We start from the raw sequence: 22413 nt of genomic DNA on the forward strand, positions 1-22413 counted from the left end.
CATGTACAGAACAGCCACCACCCGGTCAGCCCCACCCCCCTCCCCGTGCGCCCGGCCGCAAGGCGCAGATGTGCGCGAATTCCTGGAACTCGTACGGGGGAATCCCGTTCCACGTTCTGCCCAAGTCACGGCTCCAGATGATTTCGTGGCGAATTCTGGTCGTTGGAAAGAGCAGTGAAGCGGAAATGCTCCTGCTCGCTCGCGTCCGGATCCGGTGTGCCACCACTGCGGGACGTGCAGGGGCACTTGCCGGACGGCGACACCCCCACCTCAGTCCTTGGAGCCACCCTGTGCCTGTGCCCACCGACGCGTTCACCAGCTCACGCACCCCCACCGCCGACGCCGCCCCCCTCTCCTTCCCGACCCAGCCCACCGACGGAACGGCCCACGGCGCCGAGCAGCACCCGGAAATCGTCGAACACGATCTGACCTTCGGCGGGTTCCGCTACACCTGCCGCATCGCCGGCCAGGACCGGCTGGACACGGAGCCCATCGTGATCCTGGGCGGGTCTTCCCAGGACCGTCACTCGTGGCAGCGGCACGAGAAGTGGCTCACGCCGCTCAGCTCCGTCATCACCGTCGACCTGCCCGGTTACGGGACCGCCGACTTCCTGCCCGCGAAGTACGGGGTCGACTTCCTCGCCGCCGCCGTACGCCACGTCGTCCAGGAACTCCGCATCCCCCGCATCAACCTGGTGGCCGCCTGCTACGGCGGAGCCATCGGCGTACGGTTCGCCCAGCACTACCCCCATCTCCTCGAACGGATGATGCTCGTCGGGATGACCACCGTCATTCCGGCCGACTACGCGGCGGCCATGGAGCGTTGGGACGGCATGATCCGAATCGGTGAGACCGAGCCCATCGCCCGTGAGCTGGCCGACCGGTTCATGTCGCCCCCCGGCACCGGGCACGTACGCAAGAAGGCCGCCGTCGCCCGACTCGTCTACCAGCAGATCGCGGCGCAGAACCCCGAGCAGCTGCGTATGTCCGCGGAGCACAACTCCCGGCTGATGCGCCACGAGTGGTACCGCCCCGAACCGACCCCCGCCGTCCCCAGCCTGGTCGTCACCGGTGAGCACGACACCCTCACCACGCCCGCCATGGGCCGCACCATGGCCGCCTGCCTGCCGGCGGCCCGGTTCATGACGGTCGAGGAGACGGACCACCTCGCCCCGGTGGAACGCATCGCGGACTTCGCCGACCTCATGGCGCGCTTCTGCACCGACCGCCCGCTGGAGGGCCTGCCGTACGCCACCGAACCGGAGGAATTCGGCACGACGTCACCGCCGTGTTCCCGCTCCTGATTCGCCGACAGGTACAGTACGAAGATCGCGCAAGATGGATCAACTTGGATCAATGGGGGACCTCGTGGCGCTTTTCGGGAACGCACACACCATCAATCCGGCCACCGCCCAGCAGGACTACGCGCGGCTGCTGGGGCAGGGCGAACAGGTCCATGCCGCTTACCAGTTGATCCGGGACAGCATCCTCTTCACCGACCGGCGGCTGATCCTGGTCGACAAGCAGGGGATAACCGGCAAGAAGACCGAGTACCACTCGATTCCGTACCGGAGCATCACGCACTTCGCCGTGGAGACGGCCGGCACCTTCGATCTCGACGCCGAGCTGAAGATCTGGCTCTCCGGCGCCTCGGTGCCGATCCAGAAGACCTTCACCAAGGGCGTCGACATCTACGAAGTGCAGGCCATCCTCACGCAGTTCGCGGCCCGGTAGCAGGCGGGCGGGGGTTCTCTAGGGCGTGTTGCGAAAGTAGCGCCGTCCGTCCGGAGGGCGGGGCCGACGGCGTCTGGTGCGTGCGATCGCAAGGCGGAGGATCTCCCTCGTACTGGGCGTACTCGGGAGACTCCGACAACGCGGCGAGCGTGCGTGCCAGGCGTCGTCGGCCAGGCGGGACTTTCGCAACACGCCCTAGGGCGGGGGCGGTGGTGCCTTCGGGGTGATCAGCAGGGTGACCGTGCGGTTTCGGGGTGCGTTCGCGTCCGTCGCCGGGAAGGGGCCCTGCCGCTGGTCCGCGCTGACCAGCCGGAAGTCCGTCAGCCGCAGGTCGCTGTCCTGCGCCAGATACTGGGCGGCGACGCGGGCACGGTTCAGCGCGACCACGGAGCCGCCGCTCGGCGCCCCGCCCGGTACGGCGACCGAGTGCCCCACCACCGTGGTCTCCACCCCCGTCAGGTCGGCCAGCCTGCGGCCGATCTCCCTCAGCTCCTCGGCGCCCTCCGGGCTGATCACGGAGTCGTACGGGAACACCCCCGTACGGAACACCAGTTGGACGTCCCCGGCATGCCGCCGGATCTCCACACCCGGCATGTCCAGCCGCTTCGCGGCCTCGTCGAGCGTGCTGTCCCGGCGCTCGGCGTCGGCCGTACGGCCCCCTTCGATCGCCGACAGGCGCGCCTTCAGCTCGTCGGCACGGAGCGACTCCGCCCGCAGTCGCTCCGATCCGGTGTCCGCCTCGGCGACGGACCCCGATGCACCTCGGTCGGTGTTCGCGAGGAGCCAGCCGCCACCGCCGATCAGCGCGGCTCCGGCCAGTGCCGCGGCGATCACCGCGACCCGGCCGGTGTGGACGACCGGGCGGGCGTGCCGGCGGCCGGCGGCGATCTTCGCGAGGGTGCGGCGGCCCGCCGCCGCGTCCGGGTCGTCGGGCGCCAGCGTCTCCACGCGGGACCAGCACGCTTCCGCCTCGGGCAGCTCGCCACGCTGGGCATGCACCTTGGCACGCAGATTGAGGGCGGCCACCACCGTCGGCAGCTCCGTGTCCCGCTCGCCCGGCTCGCCCAGTTCACCCGGCTCACCCAGCTCGTCCAGCAGCCGTGCCGCCAGGTCGAGATCACCCGCGCGGGCCGCCGAGTGCGCCCGCTGGAGCGTCAGTTGGAGGCTCAGTGCCCGCGCCGAATCGGTCACATCGGTCATGTCGCTCACGCCCTGCCCAGCCAGACGACCTTGTCCTGCTCATCCTTCGGCAGCAGCCGGTACAGCCGCTGGTTCACGGCGTCCAGGCCCTGCCGGTCGTTCGCCGCGATGGCGCGCTGCCCCTCCTGGATGAGCGGCCCCGCCTGCCCGGACGACCGGAGCATCTCCTGGAGCGTGTAGAAGAGCTTCACCGACCAGTCCGGACTGCGCCGCTCAAGTTCGAACAGCAGCGACCCCGTCCGGTCGATGAGTCCCCGGACGGCGACCGAGTCCTGCGCGTTGATCGCCTCGTCGGACCGGCTCCGGATCGCCGCGAGTTCCTGCCGGTCGGCCGTGTCGCCGTACTGGCGCACGAGTTCGTCGGCCTCGGCGAGCGCGGCTCGCAGGTCCCGAACGAGACCGGGCAGTCCCACCGCGTCCGCGATGTCGTCCAACTCGGCCTGGAGGTCGCGCAGTCGCTCCTCCGCCGTGGCAGCGGCGCCGTTGTCCACGGCCGCCGCCTCCACCTGATCGCGGGCGGTGCTGACCGAACGCTCCTCGTCCAGCTTGGCCAGCCGCCGCTCGGCGTCCGCCGAGCCCGCGTCCGCCACGGACCCGCGCAGCACCCGCAGCCGCTCCTCCGCCTCGTCCAAGTCGCCGCGCAGCGCCTCGGGGTCCTTGGTCCGGATGTTGTCCAGGTCGATCTCGGCCTCGAACTGCGCCTGAACCAGCGGCACATCGGCGACCACCGTCACCATGCTGGACCTGTCGACCTCGACCGTCACCTCGACCTCGCTGCCCGCCGGCAGGTCGATCCGGATGTCACGCGGCCGGATCTCCAGCATGCCCACCGTGCGGTTGCGGTCGGCCCGGCTGCGTTCGCCGTGGATGACCGGGATCCGGATCGTCGCGTCGGCATCGGAGCGGTGCAGGGCCGCCGACGTACGGAACACCTCACGCACCGAGGTCGGCAGGGTGGCACCCTTGCGCAGCATCGGCGCGAAGACCTGCTCGGCGAGCTGGATGCCGAGCGAGTTCGCGAGCCGTACGCCGCCGAACTCCAGGTCCCGATGGGTGATCGACAGGGTGTTGGAGGTGAGTTCGCACCGGGCGCCCGACGGGTCGGTCAGCTCGACGAAGAACTTCGACGTGGTGTGCGGGTCGACGGCCACGTCGGTGACGAAGACGCCCTCCGCGTTCACCGCGATGGCGGCGGAGCGGAACGGCGGCTGGCCGTTGGGGTTGTTCAACGTGACTGTGTAGCCGGTCCAGTTCGTCTGCTCGCCGCGCAGGCGTCCGCCGACGGTGGGCTGAAGGGTGGTGACACTCGGCTCGTACGACAGTTCCACGGCGAACTGCCCCGCCGGGACCGGCGCCGACTTCGACTGCGGGATGCGGACCGTGCTGGCGAAGATCGCCGCGCCACGGGCGACGACCGTGGTCGGGTCGAGGCTGACGTCGAGTTCGATCCCGAGGCCGTGCCGCGGGTCGGCCAGCCGCTCGCGCAGGCCGGGCGAGAGCGTGACGCCGCCGACGAGCAGCAGCCGGTCGATGTCGTCCGGGCCGAGGGCCGCCTCGGCCAGCGCGTCGCGGCACAGGTTGATCGCCCGGACGTAGAACGGTTCGGCGACCGCGTCGAGTTCACCGCGGGTCAGAGTGTGCTCGAAGGTGACCGGGTTGCCGTCACCGTCGTTGAGGTCGACCAGCAGCTCCACCTGGTCGCGCCGGGAGAGGTGGATCTTCGCGTCCTCGGCCGCGCGCTTCAGCTTCGCGAAGTTCGCACGCCACTTGGGGTTGTCCCGGCGCAGCTCGGCCAGCCCGAGCTGCGAGACGGCCGCGGGCACCAGAAGCCGCTCGATCAGCGCCCAGTCGATCAGCTTTCCGCCGAGGTACGGATCTCCCGCGTGGTTGAGCACCCGCAGGTCGCCGTCGCGCTTGCTGACCAGCGCGGCGTCGAAGGTGCCGCCACCGAAGTCGAACACCATCCAGTACGCGCGGTCGGTGGCGTCCTGGAAGCCGTACGCGAAGGCCGCCGCCGTCGGCTCCTGCACCAGCGGGCACGCGGCGGTGAATCCGGCGAGCTGGGCGGCCTCGATGGTCGCCTTGTTCTGGTTCAGCGCGAAGGCCGCGGGGACGGTGATCACGGCCGATTCGGGCGAAGTGCCGCAGTGGTGTGTGGCGTCCGCGCGCAGCGACTTCAGCACCTCGGCGGAGAGTTGTGGGGGCGTGAAGGAGATTCCGGCGGTCTCGAAGGTCTTCCGCGAGTCGGCCAGACCCATCTCCAGCTTGAACTCGGCGGTGGCGTTGGCCGGGTCCTTCTCCACCCATTCGCGCGCCGTGCGTCCGACGTGGATCCTGCCCTCCTTGGGCATCCAGACCGCCGAAGGCGTGATGTCCCAGCCGTCGTTGTTCTTGATGACGGACACGCCTCCGCCCTCGACGACGGCGATGGCGCTGTTGGTCGTACCCAGGTCGATACCGAAGTCGACGGTGTCACGCATGATCGGTCCTCTCGTGGTGCGAGCTGGACGGTGCTTCTGAGACGGGGGAGGGTGCTGCGGCGGGGACCGGTGCCGGCGGTGGCTCCGGCGCGGGCGCGGACACCGGCACGGGCGGGCCCCCGACGATCACCTGGCCCATCTGGATCCGTCGGCCGTGCAGATAGATCGTCGGCCGGACGGTCTCGCGTACGGTGTCGGCCGCCAGCGACGGGTCCTCCTCGAAGGCCAGCGCCTCAAGCGAGCGGCCGGGGTGGTACGCGTCGCCCTCGTGTTCCTGTACGAGCAGACCCGCCTCGTCCAGAGCCTCGCGGCACGTACGCAGATAGCGGCCGGTCTGCCGGGAGCGCGCGGACGCCGCCTCACCCTGGCGGTTGAGCCTGCGCTGGGCACGCCACAGGTTGGTCGCGGCCTCGGCAAGCGCCTTTTCGTCGAGCGCCTTTTCGTCCGGCGCCTTCTCATCCGGCACAGCGTCGGCAGGCACAGCGTCGGCGGGCGGGGGCTGGGCTTCTTCGGCGTCGCCGCCCTCTCCCGCCGCCGCCACCGACGCGAGCAGCCGCTCCAACTCCTCGTGCGACAGTTCGTCCGAAGGCAGCGGCGCGATCCGGAAGGCGCGATGGTGCCGGCGCTGCTTGAGGTCTTCCCGCAGTCGTGACAGTCGCCCGCTCACATCATCACCCCCCGGCGCCACAGCGTGAGCTTGGACAGATGCAGGTCGCGCAGGTACGGCGACAAGTTGACGGCCTCCTCCATGAGGTCGGCGGCGCGGTCGAGTTCCCCCGGCGAGCGGGCCAGTGCGAGTGCTTCTTCGGCCAGCCGCCGCGCGCGTTGCGTGGGCGGCCTGTTGGTGTTGGGACGCTTGGTGGCGGCGGCCTTCGCCGGCTCCGGAGCGGTGCCCGAAGCCCCGGACCCGGAAGAGTCGGGCGCCCCACCCCCACTCGCGCCCGCCATGGACTCCGCGCGCTCGCGCAGCGCGTCCGCGAGGAACTGAGCCGTGGCCGGCCGGTTCTGCGGGTCGATTTCGAGCGTGGCGAGCACGATACGGTCCAGGTCCTCGTCGACCTCGTCGTTGTAGCTGCTGGGCGGGAGCAGCGACCGGTTGAACCGGCCGAAGGAGAACGACGAGAATTCCTCCCCGCCCTGGTGGAACGGAAAGCGGTTGGTCAGCAGCAGATACGCGATCACCCCCACCGACCACACATCGCTGGCGCACGAATAGCCCTGGTTGCGCATCACTTCGGGCGCCATGAAGGCGTACGTCCCCTGGGCGCTGGCCAGATGCGTGAACGGGTCGGCGCGTTTGGCCAGCCCGAAGTCGCTCACCCGCACGCGCATGCCCGTTCCGTCGTAGCCGACGAGGACGTTGGCCAGGGTCACGTCCCGGTGCACGATCGGCGGGTCCTGCTCGTGCGCCACCGCCAGACCGGCGGCGATCTGCGTCATCACCTCGGCGACCAGATCCCTGGGCACCATCGACTTGTGCGCGGCGGCCAGTCGTTCGAGGCTGCCGCCGGCGACGTACTCCATCGTGAAGAAGCCCCGTACCCCCTCCGGTGTGCGCACCGTGTTCGCGTCGAAGACCCGGACGATGTTCGGGTGCCCGAGAGTCGACAGCAGCCGGGCCTCGTCCAGCATCCGTACGGTCTCCTCCATGGAGGCGACCCGTTTGAACAGTTTCATCGCCTGCCAGCCCAGATACTCGTGGCGCACCCGGTGGACCTCGGCGAACGCGCCTTCGCCCAGCGGGCGGTCGATCACGAGGGTGTCGCTGACCCGGTCACCACTGACGAGCAGTGTCATCGCCGTTACGCCCCCTGTTCCCCCGTGGTCCCCGAACCGGCCCCGCCCGCCAGGACGTTGAGCCGGTACCCGATCCCCGTCACCGTCTCCAGGATCTTCGGATTCGACGGGTCCGTCTCCACGCACCGTCGCACGGCCCGTACGACGGTCGCGATGTCCGCCCTGTCGTACGAGCGGTGCGGCGCCCACTCCTCGTGCGCCCCCCACAACGCCGTGATCAGCTCGGCGTGTTCACAGGCCACGGCCGCGCCGCTGGTGCTGCGCCCGGCCATGTAGCGCAGCAACTGGTGCCCCTGCGGGCGCAGTCCGGTGATCAGCGTCTCCTCGCCGTCCACGTTGCGGTACGCCCTGGCGGCGACCCAGTCGTACCGCAGGCACGGTCCGGTGTGGCGTACGTCCGACGGCGAACCGAACGGCGCCGGCCGTGTGGTGTGCGGGTCCAGGAAGGTCAACTCCCAGTACACCGGCTCCCCTTCGGGGTCCATGTCGCCGAGGATCAGCACCGTGTCCCCGTGCTGGATGCGCTTGCGCGCCTGGAGGCGTTCTATGGCCTCGCCGTGTCTCAGCAGCGTCCCGTTGACGCTCGCGTTGTCCGTCACCGACCACATGCCGTCGGCGAAGTCGAGCGTGCAGTGCAGCCGGCCGACCCAGCGCTGCGGGTCCGGTCCGAGACCCACGTCCGGAGCCCGCTCGGGCACGGCCCGCCCGACGGTGACCGACACACCGCTCAACTCGAAAACGGACTGCGCGCCCTCCGGCGAACTCACGCGCAGAGCCGCTCCCTTGACCCCCGCCACCCGTCGCTCCTCCATGGTCATCATCGGTAGTCGTGCGTCCGGCAACTGTGTCATCGCCAGCCGCCGGTGAAGGTGTTGTCGGCCGCGTAGGACAGGGCGCACATCGCGTAGACCGGCCGGTCCTGACCGTCCCACCAGTCCTCGGCGGGGTAGGTGACGTGCAGGCGCAGGTCGCTGGTGAGCAGGCCCTGCGTCCGATCCTCGCACGCCGCCTTCGCCCGCGCGTAAACAGCTTTGTCACCTGGCCACTTGCTCGCGCCCGGGTCCTCGTAGAGGACGGGATAGCCCACGATCTCGGCCCAATGGGGCTCGTCGCACGGCACGATGGGCAGATCCGCCGTCGTGACGGTGAGGTCGGCCTTGCTCTCGACGCACGATCCCACCGGCGCGTTGTCCCATATGTTCGCCGCGAACGTGGCCATCGGCACGGAGGTGGCGAAGGCCGTGCTGTCCACGCTTATCCGGTCCGCCGCCCTCATGCTCTGGTTGTCCCGCCGGTGCGCCACGCACGTCGTGTACTCGTCGAGCGTCGGCCCCGACGGATCCCAGTTCTCCTCGGGCGGGGTCGAGTACTTGACCGTCATCACCGTGTCGTCGGGCCGGAATTCGGCGAGGGCGCGTTCGCACCGGAAGCGGGAGAGCGCCACCGCCTGGTCGATCCCCGGATACTGCGCCGTCAGGAACCTGGACTCCGTGTCCACCAGCGGTACGTACGCCACCACCTCGCCCCAGTGCGCGTCGTCGCACGGGACGACGTCCACCTCGCGTTCGCCGACCTCCCAGTCCGCCTCCTGCTCGATGCAACTGCCCACCGGGCTGTTGTCCGTGATCTCCGCCGCCGCCACGACGGCGACGCCGCTCGACGGCGCCGAGCCCGAGTCCCCGTCGTCGCCGTCGAAGAGCCCGGAAGCCCAGAAGGCGAAGAGGACTCCGAGGGCGAGGAGCACGGCCCAGGCCAGTGCCCGGACGCCGCCACCGCGGCGCGGCGTGTACGCACCGGGCTGCACCCGGAGACCGGCGAGCATCCGGTCGATCTCCTCGGACCCCGGTCCGCCGGCCAGCTGGCTCTTGACGCTCAGCAGCAGCGTCCGGGCCATGTGGATACGGCCGGCGGCGACCAGTTGGTCGACCTGCGTCCTGATCTGCGTGAACGTGGCCATCATGTCGCGCAGCCCGTCACGGTTCGTCTTGATCGTCTGCTGGGTGACCGGGTCCGTCGCCAGTTCGCCCGCCGTACGGAACCATTTCGACGCGTTCAGGTTCGCGGCCGGTCCGAGCCCGTCGATGGCGGCGGTGGCGCAGTTGTTGAGCAGCACCGCGATGTCGTTGCGGGCGCTCGCGGTGCGGCGGTGCCTGGCGTACGGGACCATCGCCTCCAGCCGGGCCAGTGCGGGCAGGGCGTGGTCGTACGTCTCGGCCGCGGCGCCGTCCCAGTTCCCCCCTTCCAACTGGGACGACGCCCGTTTAGCGGTCGCCCGCAGCGACTCGTAGTGCGGCCCGGCGGCGTCCTCCAGCTGGTCGTCGACCGTGCTGGTCGATACGAGGGGCCAGGCGCGCGCGTAGACGGCGAGCCGGGACCGGTCGGCGGGCGTCGACGCCGCCGCGGCCAGCTCGATGAGCGGTTTGACGAGGGTGGTCGGCAGCGTGTCCCGGAGCGTGTCGATCACGGACTCGTCGAGCTGCCGGTCGTCGAGTTCGGCGATACGGTGCCGTACGTGGTCCCAGAACACGGCGCGGCGGAGCACCTGGCCCCACAACCGCGAGGCGTCGGACCAGTGTTGGCTGGCCTCGGCGAGTGTTCGGCCGGAGGACGACAGGGCGTCGTTCTCGACCTCCAGGTCGAGCGCGGCGCTGTGGGCGCGTACGGCGGCGTCGTGGTCGTGGTGCAGGGTCGCGGGGCAGGCGCAGGTGCGTGTGCTCGTCCCGTTCTTGGAGTTGGCGTCCCCGTCGCCGTCCCAGAGCCAGAACAGTTCGTCGACCAGCCGGCGGCGCGGATCACCGAGTATGCGGTCGAAAGCGCCGCGGACGTCGTCCAGTCGGACGGGAAGCGAGTGCCCGAGGTCGACGTCGACGCCGAGTTCGAGGGCAGGTGTGATGCGCTGCTGCCGCTGCCGCACGGTCCGCCGGTCGGCGGTCGTGGTCAGGCCGGTGATACGGAACGAGTTCCGCCGGTACATCTGCGGACCTGCCGCCTCCAGCAGGCCCGTTGTCGTCTCGTCGATCACAGCACGCTCCGAATCGACCATGTCGAGGGGTGGTGGTTCTCCCTCTGGAAAGTATGGCGATCGGAGGTGCGGTGCTCCATGGCAACCGCATGGAATTCACATGGGCGGCGGCCCTGTTGGTCAGCCTGGTGGGCTTCTGCGTCAGTCGTCGTGCACGTGCGTGGACGATGTGTCCTCCGGCGGCACCGTACGCCCGCCGTCGCGCCCTGACGCGATCACCGCGATCAGCACACCGATGACGGCCACGGCCGCCACCCGGCCCGTCAGCCGCAGACTCCAGCCGGCCTTCGACCCGCGGTGCGCGCTCGGCGACGCGAGACGTTCCGAGCGGCGGCCGGGGCGGAGGAGACGCAGCAGGAAGAGTGCGGCGATGGGGAGTTGAAGGAGCCACACGGTGTTGCGGAAGGCCCCGTCGTACCAGACGTTCGTCCCGTACAGCAGGGTGTGCCAGACACTCAGCACGTATACGACGAGTACGAAGCGGTGCAGGACCCGCCAGGTCTTCGGGCCGATGCGGTGGCGTACGTAGAAGAGCAGGCCGAGCGGGATGGAGAGGTAGAGGGCCGCCTGGCCGATGGGCATGGCCCAGACGCCGGTGCCGGAGTTGTAGCCGCCGGGGATGAACGTCTCCAGGACGGCGCTGCCCAGCCGTGAGGGCCAGGAGTCGGTGTCCTGGTAGATCAGCTCGGCGGCGAACAGCAGCGCGTGGGCGACGATGAGCGCGATCGTGTTGAGGCTGGTGGTGCGGTGCAGACGTTCCAGACGGGGGCCGGAGAGCGGCAGGCGGGCGGGGCGCGGGCCGGAGAGCAGCAGGCCGATGATGACGGTGCCCCAGGCCCAGAGGAGCGCGGACCAGCCGAACGCCTGGCTGAGGTAGTACATCCAGAATTCGCTCGTGTCCGCCATGAACGGCATGACGGTGAGGGTGGACGACATCTCCGACTCGATGCGTATGTAGAGGACGACGAAGACGGCTGCCGTCACGACCAGGGCGACCAAGCCGTCGAGCCAGCTCGCGCGCAGGTCGGAGCGGAGGGTGACGCGCGGCGTGGTCGTCGCCCGAGTTGAGGCCGGAGTCGAAGCCGGGGTGGCTGCCGGGGTGGCCGCCGGGGGCGAGGCCGGAGTCTTCTCTGCGTCGGGCGTCACGGGCTCTGGGGGCGGATTCATCGGGCGGTCTCCGGTTCCGTCATCTTCCGTCGTACGGATTGGTGCGCGGTCGTACTGTTGGAGGTGTCGGTGGGCGGGTGCGAGAAGTTCCCGAGGCCGTGATGTGAGCTGGATCACACCAAATCCTTGTCCTCGCATAGCGCCTGAACATCCGATGTATGCCCATCAGGTGGCCTTTCCCGACCGCCGTGTCACGCTGGCACCATGACGGCCATGGGTGCCGGACCCGCACTCCGCCTCGCACGCACCGCGGTCTTCGCCGCCGTGTGTGTCTTGGTGTCCGGGCTCGGCCACGCCCTGTCGTCCGGCGGCCCGCTGCCGCCGCGCGTACTCGCCCTCGCCTTCCTGCCGGTGTGCTGTGCGGGCTGGTTGCTGGCCCGGAGGGAACGCGGCGGCGCCGTGATCGTCGCCGCGAGCGCCGCCGGACAACTGCTGCTGCACGCCGCGTTCAGCGGCCTGCATCCCCGTCCGGCCGGCGGCCACGGCGAACACGGCGGCAGCCACGAAGGCGGCCGGGGCGGTGGCGAGATGCCGCACGAGGTCTTCGGTGAACTCCTCAGCCTGAACGGTGTGTCCGGGCTGCTCGCCGATTCCGGTCTCACCTCCGGCATGCTCGGCGCCCACCTGCTCGCCGGCCTCGTGTGCGGCTGGTGGCTGTGGCGCGGCGACCGCGCGTTCGTACGGCTGATGGGCACTCTCGGGCTGTTCGCGTACGAGCGGCTCCGCTTCGCCCATGCGGTACTGAGCGGCGGAGGGGCGGCGCACCTCCCCGTACTCACGCCACCTGTCGCATACCGGCCGATCCGGCCGCCGGCCCAACTCCCGGCCCTGCACGTCGTGTCACGGCGCGGGCCGCCACTCCTTCCGTCCTGAGCGCTTCTCCGCTCCACCACTCCACCGCTCTGATTCCACGGGCCAAGGCGCCCGGACGCGAAGGACGTTTTGTGATACCTGCTGCCCGGCACACACCCGTGCCCACACGCATACCCCCCACCCGCATACATCCGACCATCGGCGGGCTCGCACCCGCCGACAATCCCGCCAGTCACGACGCGGCCACCGCCTCCGCCGCCGCCGACTCCGAGATCACGGCGTGGGCCCTGGCCGCCGGCCTCGGTGACCGGCGGGCGGCCGAACTCTTCGTACGCGCCACGTACGACGACGTAAGACGCTTCGTCGTGCACCTCAGCTCCGACGTGCCCGGCGCCGACGATCTCACCCAGGAGACCTATCTGCGGGCGCTGGCGAGCCTCGCGCGGTTCGCGGGGCGTTCCTGCGCGCGCGTGTGGCTCCTGGCGATCGCGCGACGCGTGGTCGTGGACCGTTACCGGCGTGCGGCCGTACGGCCCCGGATCGCCGACACCACGGACTGGGTGACCGTGGCGGACCGCGCCCAGCCGCGGCATCTGCCGGGCTTCGAGGAGTCGGTGGCGCTCGCGGACGCGCTGGCCTCGATGGATCCGGGGCGCCGTCAGGCGTTCGTGCTCACCCGGCTCCTGGGGCTCTCGTACGCGGAGGCCGCCGACGCGCTGGGCTGCCCGGTCGGCACGATCCGCTCGCGCGTCGCACGCGCGCGGCGGGATCTCGCGGCGGTGTGGTCGTGGGACGACGAGGGGCGTCGGGAAGGACGAGGGGCGGAGAGCGCGGAGAGGGCGGTGATGGTCATGCGTGTGTGACGTGTGACGCAGCCGTCGTCGCGACTCGGCGACTCAGCGACTCTTCGGCTCAGCGCGGGTGGCGGGCCTCGACCGGCTCGCCGCCCGCGCGGGGGCCCCGGCCGCCACGCACGCCACCAGCAGCACGGGCAGCACCACCGCCTGCGCGCTGACCACCAGCCAGAACACCGGTACCGCCGAGGCCCGTTCGGCCACCCCGTACAGCTGTCCGCCGACCACAGCCGCCGCGAACGCGCCGAGCCCCGCCGCCAGCCGCTGTCTGCCGAAGACCGTCGCGGACGGCGCGGTCGAGCGTTCGAGCGCTTCCAGGTCGTTCTTCAGGAAGAGGACGATCTCGCCGAGGCAGAGCAGCACCGCGCCGACCGCGATCCCCGCCCGGCCGCCGAGCGCGAGCACGGCCGTACCGGCGGCCATCGCGCCGAAACCGATCCGCAGCGCGGCGGCGTACGGGAGCGCGGCCAGCCTTCGCGCGAGGAGCGGCTGGGCGCCGACGAGGAGGATCGCGTAGCCCATGAGGACGGCGCCGTAGAAGGCGGTTGAGGTGCGCGGAACGGCGTAGAGGGCGAGGTAGTGCTGGAAGAACATGAAGACGTAGACGGCGAGGACGGTGAACGCGAAGGGTGGGAGCGGGAGTTGACGACGGCCGAGGGCCGGTTCCGCTTCCTCCTCTGCTGCTCGTGCCGACACGCCCTCCTCGGCCGGTGCCGTCCCGTCCGCCACCGACGGCAGCAGCAGATGTCCCGCCCCCACCAGCGCGAACAACACCGCCACCCCCGTGAACAGCCCGGCCGGTGACGTCAGTACGAAGGGCGCCGCGGCCGGCGGCCCGAGCGCGATGCCCGCGTTGAAGGCGGAACCGCTCGCCGCCAGCAGCCCCGGCCGCCGCTCCCGCCCGCAACCGGCCACCAGATAGGCCTTGTTGGCGGGCAGGTACAGCGCGGCTCCGCACGACACCAGGAACAGCGCGGCCACCGCGACGACCGGCCGCGTCAGGCCGGGCAGGAAGGCGGCGAAGCCCGCCGTACGTACGGCGAGCGCCACCAGCATCGTGGCCCGCAGCCCGATCCTGGCCGCCAGCGCCGCCCCGACGACACCGCCCGAGAACTGCACCAGCGACGCGACGGCCAGTACGGCGCCCACCACCCCGAGGCCGAGCCCGAAGCGGTCGTGGAGCAGGACCGACATGTACGGGAGTACGGCGAAGCTGCCGAGGGTGATGAGGAACGAGGCACCGAGGAGGAAGAGTTGAGCCCTCGTCAGGGCGGAGACGACGTGCTCGTTCCCCCTCACATACCCTCGGCCGTCTTCATCACCGGCCGCACGGTCGTCGCCGCGCTCCACGCCCGGTGCTGCGCCAACTCCGCCGTCGTCGCCTCCGCGAGCACCATGCCGGTGCAGCCGCGCTGGTCGCCCACGTGCTCCACGGCGTCGCCCGGTGCCCGCACCGGGTACCAACTCACCGCGCCGGGAAAGGCGTTCAGGCCGTCCAGCCCGGCCCACCCGGCCAGGACGCCCGGCTCGTCCGCGTACACGAGGACGAACGCGACGGCCGGCCCGGTCGGTCGCAGCGGCGCGTCGAGCAGGCGTGGGCGCCGGCCCAGCGTGACGTCGACCAGGGCCTCGTAGACGTTGACGTCGAGCGTGCGGCACATGGCCTCGGCGACCAGGGCGCCGCCGATCCTGCGGTTGATCTCCACCAGCTCCGGTCCGCGCGAGGTGAGGACGAACTCGACGTGTGCGAAGCCCTGATCGTGCCCGGCCGCCGCGAGCACGTCGCCGACCCACCGTTCGATCGCGGTCAGTTCGCCGGCGGGCAGGGCCACCGGGAAGGCCGCGGCCTCCTCGCGTACGGCGGGACGGCGCGAGGTCTGCCGGCTCAGCACACCCAGCAGCCGCGTGTGCCCCTCCCAGCTCAGGGTCTCGGCGCTGTAGAGCGGCCCGGCGAGGAAGGGCTCGGCGAACAGCGGCCCGTTCAGCCCGCCCGGCGCGCGCCCGCGCTCCTCGGCCTCCGCCAGCGCCACCTCAAGCGCCTCCTCGTCGTGCACGATCCACACGTCCCGCGACGACGTCCCGGCGGACACCTTCAGCACGGCGGGCAGCCCGACGCCCTCGCGCACCGACTCGACGCTCGCCGACCGGGGTTCGACCGCCACAGCCGTCCCGGCGCTCAACCCCGCCCGGTGCAGCGTCTGCCGTACGCGCGCCTTGTCACGAAGAAGTCTTACGGCCTCCGGATCGGGACCCGGTAGTCCGAGTTCCTGTGCGAGGTCGGCCGCGGGCGCGCTCCAGGTGTCCGTCGTGTTGATCAGCCCGGCGAGGCCGGGGATGTTCGCGAGGGCGCGGCGTACGGCGTCCGGGTCGAAGGTGTCGACGTCGATGACGTCCACGCCGCCCTCCGTCGCCAACTCGTGCCGGTACACGCTCCGGTCGCCGGTCAGCAGCACGAACCGGTGCCCGGCGGCGCGGGCGGCCCGTGCCGTACGACCGAGGCCGAAGGAGAGTGCTTCCAGGGCGACGATGGTCATCGGCCCGCCTCGCTCTCGGACGTGACGACCGCGGCGGGCGGTGCCGGCCGACCGGCCCACTCCATCACGGCCCAGGGCGGGCGCAGTTCGGCGAGTTCGTCGATCCGTTCCGGCCGCAGCGCGCTCGGGTCCGACGCCTCGGCGTGCCGGGCGAAAACCCGCTCGGCGTAACGGTGTCCGGTGTCCGCGCCGAGGACGAGATGCGTACGGTGCGGATCACGCGCCGCCTCCCAGGCCGCGACGAGATGCGCGGCGCCGGTGGACAGCCCCGCGAACACCGCGTGCTGCCGCAGCAGGCCGACGGCACCGGCCATGGCGTGCCGGAAGTCGAGCCAGTGCACGGTGTCGTACAGCTCGTGGCGCACATTCCCGAAGGGAATGGAGCTGCCGATCCCGGCGATGATCGCGTCCGGGTCGCTGAAGCCCTCACTGCCGAACGTCACACTGCCGAAGGGCTGGATGCCCACGAGCCGTACCGTGCGGCCGTCCGCGCGCAGCGCCCGCGTGAGTCCGCCCGTGGAGGCGCCGGTGCCGACGGTGCCGACCACGGTCAGGTCCGCGCCGGGCAGCGCGGCGGCGGTCAGGGCGGCCAGCTCGCGGTAGCCGGTGTGGTGCACGCCGTCGTGGTACTGCCGCATCCAGTGGAAGTCCGGCCGGGAGGACAGGAGTTGGCGCACATGCCGGACGCGCCGCTCCTGGTCCAGCCGCAGGCTCTGCGAGGGCGGCATCTGGTCGACGGTGGCGCCCAGGACCTCCAACTGGGCGCGCATCGTGGCGTCCACGGTGGTGGAGGCCACGATGTGGCAGCGCAGGCCGTAGCGGTGGCAGGCCATCGCGAGCGCGAGTGCGTAGATGCCGCTCGAACTGTCGACGAGGGTCTGGCCGGGCACGACCCGGCCGCGTTCGAGCAGCGCGCGTACGGCGCCGAGCGCCGCGTACACCTTCATGGTCTCGAAGCGGGCCAGCACGACGTTCCCGGAGAGCCGGAGGAAGGCCGGGGCTTTCATGGCGTCGGTGATGTGGTCGTGCACGGGGACCGAGAGTCGGGGGGTGGCGGGGCTGAGCTGGGGCATGACGTACGGGCCCTCCAGGGCTGGGGGAGCGTGGCGTACGGACATCGGGGGTGGGCGCGGACATGGGGCGGGGCGGGCCGCGTCCTGCGTGGAGGGCGTACGGAGGCGTCACTTCGTACGGAGGCGTCACTTCTTCACGCCCCGGACGATCAGCCGGCGCGAACTCTGGTCGTACGGGCCGCCGTCGAAGTCCCCGAAGCACTCGACGTCGGCGAACCCGGCGGCCACGAACAGGTCGTGCAGCTCGGCGGCGCTGTAGAGGAACGACCTGATGGACGCGGTGCGGGCGGTCTCGCCGCGGACGAGCGTCCAGTCCGTACGAAGCCTGCGCCAGCTGTCCAGGACGGTGTCGCGCTGCACGACGTACGAGCCGTCCGGCAGATCCACAGCCTGTGGACGGCCGATCCAGCCCGCCAGCACCTCCTTGCCCATGACGTCGACCAGCAGCCGGCCGCCGGGGGCGAGGCTTCGCCACGCGTTGCGCAGCACCTGGACGTTGTCGTCCGCGTCCTCGAAGTAGCCGAAGGAGGTGAAGACGTTGAGGATCACGTCGTAGGCCTCGGGGGCGGTGTACGTGAGCATGTCCTCACGGACGAGCGTGACGCCTGCCGCGCCCGCCTCCCGGCAGGCGGCCTCCGCGCGCTCCAGCATGGCCGGGCTCAGATCGACGCCGGTCACCCGGTGGCCGCGTGCGGCGAGGGGGACGAGGAAGAGGCCGGGGCCGCAGCAGAGGTCCAGGACCCGCGAGCCGGGCGGGAAGTCCAGCAGCGGGGCGGTCCTGACCAGTTCGGCGACGGTCTCGGCGCGGGCGCCGGAGAACATGGCGGGGGCGAAGTCGACCCACAGGCTGTCGTCGTCGTACCAGTCGTCGTCAGTCGCCACATCGGCCTCCGCGTGTCCTCGTTCGTGGTGTCTTCGTTCGTGGTGTCTTCGTGCTTCCCGTCCACGTCCTCATGAGTTGTCGCGGCGTGACGGGCCCGAGTTCCCGGAGCGCGTGAATTGGCGAGAGGTGGCCACGACGGTCGGCGTGGGAACCCTGCGGCTCGCGCCCGCCGTTCACGGGTGGACAGAGAGGAGATGCGCGGATGCTCGACTTGATCTCCGGCGGGAATGTGTCGCTGCCCGGCGGCACGCTCGCGATCCGGGTGCCGGGGCCCTTCGACCTGTCCGTGCTGATCACCGGCGAGGACGGAAAGGTCTCCGGCGACGGCGACTTCGTCTTCTACAACCAGCCGTCGGCACCCGGCGCGCGTCTGCGGGCCGACACGGTCACGGTGGACGTGGGGCGGCTGCGCGCCGGGGCGAGCCGGATCACGGTGGTGGTGAGCGCCGCCGACCCGGCCGTACCGCTCACCCGACTGCCCGCGCCGATGCTGTCGGTGACGGGTAGTGCCGGGCTGGGTGTTGCCCGGTTCACACCACCACGCCCGACGTCGCAGGAGAGCGTGCTGCTGCTCGCGGAGATCTACCGCCGGCGCGGCGGCTGGAAGTTGCGGGCCCTGGGCCAGGGTTACGCGGACGGGCTGGCCGGGTTGGCGCGCGACTTCGGCATCGAGGTGGCCGAGGACAGCCCTGCCGAGGGTGGCTTCACCGCGCTGGTCAACGCCGAGCGTTCACGGTCAGGCGCACCGCCCGTCACATCCGACGCCCGTCTCGCGGCGGCGGCGCGGGCGCACTGCACGGGCATGGCGGCCGAGGGCCGGCTCGGCGCGGGCGGCTCGGGGGTCTCGGGATTTTCGGGGGGCTCCCTATACCAGCGGGTCACGGCCCAGGGTTACGCGTATCTGACCGTCGCCGAGCAGCTGGTCTCCGGCCCCCGCACGGAGGCCGGCTTCCTGGCGTACTGCCTCACCGACACCCGCATGGCCCGCACGGTGCGCGACCCCGCCCTCTCGGAGGTGGGCGTCGCCCACGCCCCGGCCCCCGACGGCGACATCTTCTGGACGGCGGTGTGGGCCCGCCCGCTGACCCCGCACGGCCTGGCGGCCGTCACGTCCGACGTGGTCGCGCTCACGAACGCGGAGCGCGGGGCGGCCGGCCTGCGCCCCCTGTCCGGCGACCCCCGCCTGACGACGGCGGCACAGGCGCACAGCGACGAGATGGTCGCGCGAGGCTTCTACTCCCACACGAGCCCCGACGGCCGACAGCCCTGGGACCGGGCCGCCGCGGCAGGCTGCGGACACCGGGGCATCGGGGAGAACATCGCGTGCGGCCAGCGATCCGCCGCCGAGGTGGTCCGTGGCTGGATGGACAGCCCCGGACACCGCGCCAACATCCTCAAGCCGGATTTCACCCACATAGGCATCGGCTTGCGCGGCGGAGGCGAGATGGGCACGTACTGGACGCAACTCTTCGGCATGTCGGGTTAGCACGGACCAAGGCCGCGAACACCTGAACTCAACTCGGCCTCTTCCAGGACCTCTTGTGGTTGTTCGCGGCCGGTGCAAGAGTTGGTGGGAAGAGCGGGGGCGCCGGATGGACTCGTTATCTTCAGAGGGCAGGCCGGAAGATGGCTGTGGTCCTGGGCTGCCGGTGGAGTTGAAGGGGGATTTTGCTCGCCTCGGCTTCGACGGGAAGCGTTGCGTCATCAAGTATTCGGGACAAACCCGCTGGTCGTTGCTGCGTGCTCTGAGCGGCCGCCTGATTCCAATTCAGGTGATTGCGGACGCTGTGCTCAGTCCTCCGCGAAGCGATACGACGTGGGGCGCGCTGCGGATCATTCCGCGTTCCGGTATGGACGCTGTGGCTGAGGCGCTCGGGGATCAGCTGCCAGAGTCAGAGGATCCCTATCTGATCCGGTTCCACGGCAGTCGGCTTCCGGAGGCCGAGTACGTGCACCGTGTATTGCTGCAGGCCATCCATACTGCTGCCTCTCCCAGCGGCTCCGGGCCGCAGGTGCCTGTGCCTTCTCCGCCGCAGCTGTTACGGGGGATTCGCAGTCGGGCGGAGTTCGATGGCCGTGTCATCAGGCTCAGCGGTGGCGCGCACCACGGTATTGACGGGTCCCCACGCGTCATTCCGCTCGCCGCCCTCGACGGCATCACTTATGTCCATCGCCCCTCTCCTACTCTGCGCTTCCATCTCCCTGGCGACGGGGCCTCGGAGACTGAACCGCTCAACGATCCGGACACGCTGATCCTCAACGCTTTGCGGGAGGGCGCCAATGTGCTGTTCGCGGCCCGGCTGCTGGAGGCTCACGCAGCGACGGCTGCGGCCCGGTCGCGGGTGACGGTACGGACGGAGCACGTCGCTGACGACCACACCGCGTTCGCCGCTCGCGCCGAGCTGGGAAAAGATGAAGGGGCGGGATCGGTCCGTGTCCGGACACCGCCCGACTCCCCGCGTGTGCGGGAGATCGAGCACCTCCAGGTCGATCATTCCGTCGGTATCAGTCAAGTCCGGGCGGTGGAGGACGCACTGCTGCACGCCGTGCTCCGCTGGGGCTACGCGTCGGGGGCCACATGTCTGAGGCGTGGAGCGACCGCCAGGTCCGGGAGGCGGGAGCTTTACCGGCGTCACGGTTTCAGTGAGAAAACCACCCCAAAACAGCCAGAATGCGCCCCGCAGCCCCACCTTGTCCTTGCCCCCTACGTCTCTCGCCGGGAGCATGACGTGCTAGGGGCACTGGACGACGTGTCACCGCGGCGGCGCAGAGCGGCGGGATGCGGTTCCTGGATACTCGCCTGTTTCGTCTTCTTCTCGCTGCTTCTCGTTGCCGGCGCCTATGGGCTAGCCGCGTGGCCGCGCGTCGCGGGCGTGCCTGTGGGATTCCTCGCCGTCGCCTTACCCAGCACATTGGTTGTATGGCCGCTGGTTCGTGCAGCACTGCGCGCGCGTCTGCTGAAGCAGGCGAAAGACGCACGGGCCGTCATGCTGGCGGACCCCCGCCCGCCGATTCTCTATCTGCGGTCGTTCAAGAACGACAAGCAGGCCAGGAGGCCTTCCAGGCCCGGCTCTTTGGTCACCGAGGAAGAGGCGGTCTCCACAGCCATGGCGGGCATCGGGCCGTTCATCTGCCTGGACAAAGAAATCGAGACCTTGGGAGCGGCGAAGGCCAGGGTCAAGGACGAGGACTGGCGCCCTGCGGTGATCACACTGATGTCCAGCTGCCGGCTCACCATGATGCGTTGCGGTGAGGGCGAGTCGCTGTTCTGGGAACTTCAGCAGGCGGTGAGTCTGTTGCGGCCGGAACAGTTCGTTATCCTGGTGCCCAGGAATCGCGGCCTGTATGAGACCTTCCAGAAGCGGGCTGCCCAGATTATGCCCCATCCGCTTCCTGAACTCCCCGTCCCCCGCCAGGCGCGCCAACGGCTCGTGGCCGCTATCCGCTTCTCAGAAGGCTGGCGCCCGCAGGTCATCTGGCTGCGGATGCCTTTCGTGCTGCGTTTCTTCTCTCTGGAGTCATGCCTTGTATTCCGACTTCTGCCGCATTTACGGGAGTTCAACCATGGGCGGACGGTCTTCTGGACACGCCGTGCGCTGTTCTTCTTAGCGACGACGGCCGCCCTCTATTTCCTCATCGGCCGTGGCCTGCCTCTCCTTGAGGCTCTGACCCGCGTATCGACGATACCCGGATTGAATTTCCCGACCACTCCGTCCCCTCCTCCTCCTTTCCCAACCGACCTTCCTCTCATCAACGGCTGACAGCGACCGTGCCGACCATCATTCTCCTCGGACCCGTGGCTCCAGAGACCGCCTCCGTCCCCGCGCTGCCAGGGGTTCGGGCTCTCGCGGTGGGCAGGCCAGGGCGCTTCGAGACAGATGGCCGGTCGGGAAGGCGTCGTACGGCTGGAAGGCCAGGGCGCGCCACGATCAGGGCGTCGGATGTTGTGATCACCATCTGTGGGGAGCACACGGTTGTTCGCTGTCGGAGTGGCCATCGCTCGAGATCGCCCGCAAGACGCTTGTTGGAGGGAACTGGTGACGACGACTCCGCCTGAGCCGAACGAGCGGCCGGAGGTACTTGAGCTCTACAAACTCGCCGTGGAGATGGCCGACCGGGTCTCGGCGCGTCGAGGGACTGCTAACGCTTTCTTCCTGTCCGTACAGTCCGCACTGGTCACGCTGGTCGGATTCGGAACCCCCAAGCTCTCGGAGTCCCCCTGGTGGGTACCCCTCGCAGTGGCAATGGCCGGCGTCACACTGTCCGCCACGTGGTGGATGCAGCTTCGCAGCTACCGGGACCTCAACACCGCAAAGTTCACAGTCATCAACAAGCTCGAGGACCGCCTCCCGGTCAAGATCTTCGCTGACGAATGGGAGGTCTTGAAGAGAGACCCGATTCCCGGGTGGCGCAAGCGCTACGCGGAGCTGGGCACCTCCGAGCGCCTCGTGCCCCTCGTGTTCGCCCTGGCGCACCTGATCCTGTTTGCGGGCACACTGTCCGAGTGACCTACCTTGATCCCCTTGCCGACCTGATCCGGTCCTGCCTCCCTTCAAGCGCAGAGCCTCCTGCGAATTCTGACGATCTGTTCCGAATCTATGCTGTGCTGCTGCAAGCCAAAGGGGAGCAGGTCACCGACGAAGACGTCCACAATGCCTGGTCCGCATGGATGCAGTCGGTGAACAGCGCTCACCATGCACTCGTCCCGTTCCACGATCTCGACCGGAAAACACGCGCCTTCGACGCCCCCTATGCCGAGGCTATCCGCGCAGCAGCTCGGCAGGCGGAACACAGAGCGGAGTAGCCGGAGGCACACTCGGAAGGACTCTGGCGATGGGTTCCGTCTTCTCTGCTGG

Annotated in this window: 19 protein-coding genes; 8 read left to right on the top strand and 11 right to left on the bottom strand. The window is 70.2% G+C overall.

Annotated elements, in window-relative coordinates; translation table 11 throughout:
* Positions 1–296: 296 nt before the first annotated feature.
* Both ACIBLA_RS23325 and ACIBLA_RS23330 read left to right on the top strand, forming a co-directional pair.
* Positions 297–1304, top strand: coding sequence for an alpha/beta fold hydrolase (locus tag ACIBLA_RS23325; RefSeq protein ID WP_399199727.1), 1008 nt, complete (start codon positions 297–299; stop codon positions 1302–1304).
* Positions 1305–1368: 64 nt separating this feature from the next.
* Entirely contained in the window at positions 1369–1734 is a 366-nt protein-coding gene (locus tag ACIBLA_RS23330; protein WP_363244683.1) for a PH domain-containing protein, read from the top strand.
* 195 nt (positions 1735–1929) lie between these two features.
* Here ACIBLA_RS23330 and ACIBLA_RS23335 read toward each other — a convergent pair whose 3' ends face one another.
* The 7 genes from ACIBLA_RS23335 to ACIBLA_RS23365 all read right to left on the bottom strand — a co-directional run bounded on the left by ACIBLA_RS23335 (position 1930) and on the right by ACIBLA_RS23365 (position 11400).
* A complete protein-coding gene (locus ACIBLA_RS23335) occupies positions 1930–2934 on the bottom strand; it encodes a tetratricopeptide repeat protein (protein ID WP_399199728.1) in 1005 nt (334 codons plus the stop codon).
* 5 nt (positions 2935–2939) lie between these two features.
* Positions 2940–5414, bottom strand: coding sequence for an Hsp70 family protein (locus tag ACIBLA_RS23340; RefSeq protein WP_399199729.1), 2475 nt, complete (start codon positions 5412–5414; stop codon positions 2940–2942).
* Positions 5407–6081, bottom strand: coding sequence for a hypothetical protein (locus ACIBLA_RS23345; RefSeq protein WP_399199730.1), 675 nt, complete (start codon positions 6079–6081; stop codon positions 5407–5409). Before ACIBLA_RS23345 ends, ACIBLA_RS23340 begins: the two co-directional genes overlap by 8 nt.
* On the bottom strand, positions 6078–7211 hold the full coding sequence (locus ACIBLA_RS23350) for a serine/threonine-protein kinase (RefSeq protein ID WP_363244628.1): 1134 nt from the start codon (positions 7209–7211) through the stop codon (positions 6078–6080). The genes ACIBLA_RS23345 and ACIBLA_RS23350 overlap by 4 nt, the downstream gene beginning before the upstream one ends.
* Positions 7212–7216: 5 nt before the next feature.
* Positions 7217–8023, bottom strand: a complete 807-nt coding sequence (locus tag ACIBLA_RS23355; protein WP_363244629.1) for an FHA domain-containing protein — start codon at positions 8021–8023, stop codon at positions 7217–7219.
* Between the two features lie 35 nt (positions 8024–8058).
* Positions 8059–10254 (bottom strand): hypothetical protein, encoded by a 2196-nt coding sequence (locus tag ACIBLA_RS23360; RefSeq protein ID WP_399199731.1) that lies wholly within the window; start codon positions 10252–10254, stop codon positions 8059–8061.
* A 120-nt stretch (positions 10255–10374) separates the two neighbouring features.
* On the bottom strand, positions 10375–11400 hold the full coding sequence (locus ACIBLA_RS23365) for a ferric reductase-like transmembrane domain-containing protein (RefSeq protein ID WP_399199732.1): 1026 nt from the start codon (positions 11398–11400) through the stop codon (positions 10375–10377).
* A 204-nt stretch (positions 11401–11604) separates the two neighbouring features.
* On the opposite strand from ACIBLA_RS23365, the gene ACIBLA_RS23370 reads away from it, so the two are divergent.
* Together ACIBLA_RS23370 and ACIBLA_RS23375 are read left to right on the top strand one after the other, a co-directional pair.
* The gene (locus ACIBLA_RS23370) at positions 11605–12273 is read left to right on the top strand and encodes a hypothetical protein (RefSeq protein WP_399199733.1); all 669 of its coding nucleotides are present in this window, start codon (positions 11605–11607) and stop codon (positions 12271–12273) included.
* Positions 12274–12485: 212 nt separating this feature from the next.
* Positions 12486–13076 (top strand): sigma-70 family RNA polymerase sigma factor, encoded by a 591-nt coding sequence (locus ACIBLA_RS23375; protein WP_399199782.1) that lies wholly within the window; start codon positions 12486–12488, stop codon positions 13074–13076.
* Between the two features lie 33 nt (positions 13077–13109).
* On the opposite strand, the gene ACIBLA_RS23380 is transcribed toward ACIBLA_RS23375, so the two are convergent.
* The 4 genes from ACIBLA_RS23380 to ACIBLA_RS23395 all read right to left on the bottom strand — a co-directional run bounded on the left by ACIBLA_RS23380 (position 13110) and on the right by ACIBLA_RS23395 (position 17496).
* The gene (locus ACIBLA_RS23380; protein ID WP_399199734.1) at positions 13110–14366 is read right to left on the bottom strand and encodes an MFS transporter; all 1257 of its coding nucleotides are present in this window, start codon (positions 14364–14366) and stop codon (positions 13110–13112) included.
* Entirely contained in the window at positions 14363–15601 is a 1239-nt protein-coding gene (locus tag ACIBLA_RS23385) for an ATP-grasp domain-containing protein (RefSeq protein ID WP_399199735.1), read from the bottom strand. Before ACIBLA_RS23385 ends, ACIBLA_RS23380 begins: the two co-directional genes overlap by 4 nt.
* Positions 15598–16674, bottom strand: a complete 1077-nt coding sequence (locus tag ACIBLA_RS23390) for a pyridoxal-phosphate dependent enzyme (RefSeq protein ID WP_399199736.1) — start codon at positions 16672–16674, stop codon at positions 15598–15600. The genes ACIBLA_RS23385 and ACIBLA_RS23390 overlap by 4 nt, the downstream gene beginning before the upstream one ends.
* Positions 16675–16800: 126 nt before the next feature.
* Complete coding sequence (locus ACIBLA_RS23395) at positions 16801–17496, bottom strand: SAM-dependent methyltransferase (protein ID WP_399199783.1); 696 nt, start codon at positions 17494–17496, stop codon at positions 16801–16803.
* Positions 17497–17759: 263 nt separating this feature from the next.
* On the opposite strand from ACIBLA_RS23395, the gene ACIBLA_RS23400 reads away from it, so the two are divergent.
* From ACIBLA_RS23400 to ACIBLA_RS23415, 4 genes are all read left to right on the top strand, one after another.
* Complete coding sequence (locus tag ACIBLA_RS23400; RefSeq protein ID WP_399199738.1) at positions 17760–19043, top strand: CAP domain-containing protein; 1284 nt, start codon at positions 17760–17762, stop codon at positions 19041–19043.
* A 163-nt stretch (positions 19044–19206) separates the two neighbouring features.
* Positions 19207–21318, top strand: a complete 2112-nt coding sequence (locus tag ACIBLA_RS23405; RefSeq protein WP_399199739.1) for a DUF4429 domain-containing protein — start codon at positions 19207–19209, stop codon at positions 21316–21318.
* A gap of 276 nt (positions 21319–21594) precedes the next feature.
* Positions 21595–22065: a hypothetical protein gene (locus ACIBLA_RS23410; protein ID WP_399199740.1), complete on the top strand. Its 471-nt coding sequence runs from the start codon at positions 21595–21597 to the stop codon at positions 22063–22065.
* Positions 22062–22361 (top strand): hypothetical protein, encoded by a 300-nt coding sequence (locus ACIBLA_RS23415; RefSeq protein WP_399199741.1) that lies wholly within the window; start codon positions 22062–22064, stop codon positions 22359–22361. The genes ACIBLA_RS23410 and ACIBLA_RS23415 overlap by 4 nt, the downstream gene beginning before the upstream one ends.
* Positions 22362–22413: the final 52 nt, after the last annotated feature.

Origin of the sequence: Streptomyces sp. NPDC050433 (assembly GCF_044458565.1) — a bacterium.
Lineage (GTDB): Bacteria > Actinomycetota > Actinomycetes > Streptomycetales > Streptomycetaceae > Streptomyces.